This is a genomic window from Pedobacter sp., assembly GCF_045628745.1.
In the GTDB taxonomy this organism is placed as follows: domain Bacteria; phylum Bacteroidota; class Bacteroidia; order Sphingobacteriales; family Sphingobacteriaceae; genus Pedobacter.
In genome coordinates this window covers 1-1,797 of record NZ_JAZQPU010000490.1, presented here as the reverse complement: position 1 = coordinate 1,797, position 1,797 = coordinate 1, and the positions used below count along the sequence as shown (strand labels likewise).

Genomic DNA, 1,797 nt, shown 5'->3' with positions numbered 1-1,797 from the left:
ATTTTTTATTATAAGTAACTCTTATTATGCTTCTACGTAATCTCTACGTACCACAAATTTTGTTTGTATTGGTAATTTTTGAGCGGCTAAACGCATTGCTTCTTTGGCAACTTCCAAAGGCACACCTTCAGCTTCAAAAATAATTCTTCCGGGTCTAACTACGGCTACCCAGTATTCTGGAGCACCCTTACCTTTACCCATACGTACTTCAGCTGGTTTCTTAGTTACCGGTTTGTCCGGGAAGATTCTAATCCACACTTGGCCTTCACGTTTCATGAAACGAGTTACCGCGATACGGGCTGCCTCTATCTGACGACTGGTAATCCAAGTCGACTCTAAAGATTTAATCCCGAAAGACCCGAATGATAATTCAGCACCACGTGTTGCTAAACCTTTCATTCTGCCTTTTTGCATCTTTCTGAACTTCGTTCTTTTTGGCTGTAACATTGTATTTTAATATTATCGTAAAACGATCTGTTAACTAATTATTTACGGGGTCCTCTGTTAGGAGTGTTTCCGCCTCTGTTATCTCTACCTTGACCTGGAGCACCACCTTGACCTGGACCTCTTCCGCCACGACCTTTGTCGTTTCTTCTGTCGCCACTGCCACGGTTATCTCTGTCTCTGCCACCACCGAATGCACCTTCAGGTCTGCCACCTTTACCAGGAGCGTTGTTGGTTGCACCAATGTTCGGAGATAAATCACGTTTACCGTAAACTTCTCCTTTACAGATCCATACTTTTACACCTATTTTACCATAAGTAGTTAAAGCTTCAGCCAATGCGTAATCAATGTCCGCACGGAAAGTATGCAAAGGAATTCTTCCTTCTTTGTACTGCTCGCTACGTGCCATCTCTGCACCGCCTAAACGACCTGATGTCATAATTTTGATTCCTTCAGCGCCCATACGCATAGTAGATGCGATAGTAGATTTCATTGCTCTACGGAAAGAAATTCTCGCTTCTAACTGTTTTGCAACGCCTTCTGCTACCAATTGAGCATCTAGTTCTGGACGTTTAATCTCAAAAATGTTGATTTGAATTTCCTTTTTAGTCAATTTCTTCAACTCTTCTTTGATCTTGTCAACTTCCTGACCTGCTTTACCAATTACAATACCCGGACGAGCCGTGTGAATCGTTACAGTAATGCGTTTCAATGTACGTTCGATAACAACTTTTGCTACACCGCCTTTTGCAATACGGGCAGCAAGGTATTTTCTTATTTTATCGTCCTCAACTAATTTATCAGCATAGTTGTTGCCTCCGAACCAGTTAGAATCCCAACCTTTGATGATTCCTAACCTGTTACCTATTGGATGTGCTTTTTGTCCCATTTCTGTTAATTAGTTTTGAGTTTCAATGTTTTTACTATCTACTACCAAAGTTACATGGTTTGAACGCTTACGTATTCTATAACCACGTCCTTGCGGTGCCGGTCTCAATCGCTTTAACTGGCGGCCACCACCAACCATAATTGTTTTCACAAATAGTTGGCTTTCTTCAGGGCGAGAACCTTCATTTTTGTTTTCCCAGTTTTTGATCGCCGACAATAATAGTTTTTCAACCCTAATTGCTGCTTCTTTGTTGGTAAATTTCAAAATATGTAATGCTTTCTCTACACGCTCACCTCTGATAAGATCTACAACCAAACGCATCTTACGTGGTGAGGTTGGACAATTGTTTAATTTCGCTACTGCTTCCATCTCTTAATTATTTTTTCTTTTCAGAGTGACCCCTAAATGTTCTGGTTGGAGCAAACTCTCCCAGCTTGTGACCAACCATGTTTTCTGTTACGTA

Annotated in this window: 4 protein-coding genes; all 4 read right to left on the bottom strand. The window is 41.2% G+C overall.

What is annotated here, in order from left to right:
• Positions 1–24 precede the first annotated feature (24 nt).
• Complete coding sequence (gene rplP / locus ACR2F7_RS17910; protein WP_048907441.1) at positions 25–447, bottom strand: 50S ribosomal protein L16; 423 nt, start codon at positions 445–447, stop codon at positions 25–27.
• A 38-nt stretch (positions 448–485) separates the two neighbouring features.
• Entirely contained in the window at positions 486–1,334 is an 849-nt protein-coding gene (rpsC, locus tag ACR2F7_RS17905; RefSeq protein ID WP_432714899.1) for a 30S ribosomal protein S3, read from the bottom strand.
• 9 nt (positions 1,335–1,343) lie between these two features.
• The gene (rplV, locus tag ACR2F7_RS17900; RefSeq protein WP_432714898.1) at positions 1,344–1,703 is read right to left on the bottom strand and encodes a 50S ribosomal protein L22; all 360 of its coding nucleotides are present in this window, start codon (positions 1,701–1,703) and stop codon (positions 1,344–1,346) included.
• Positions 1,704–1,710: 7 nt separating this feature from the next.
• Positions 1,711–1,797: ribosomal protein S19 family protein (locus ACR2F7_RS17895; RefSeq protein WP_432712250.1), on the bottom strand; the 87-nt coding region annotated here is incomplete at its 5' end.

Excerpts from the sequence above, each read along its gene's own strand:
- rplP (WP_048907441.1), bottom strand. The coding sequence starts at position 447 with ATGTTACAGCCAAAAAGAACGAAGTTCAGAAAGATGCAAAAAGGCAGA.
- rpsC (WP_432714899.1), bottom strand. The coding sequence starts at position 1,334 with ATGGGACAAAAAGCACATCCAATAGGTAACAGGTTAGGAATCATCAAA.
- rplV (WP_432714898.1), bottom strand. The coding sequence starts at position 1,703 with ATGGAAGCAGTAGCGAAATTAAACAATTGTCCAACCTCACCACGTAAG.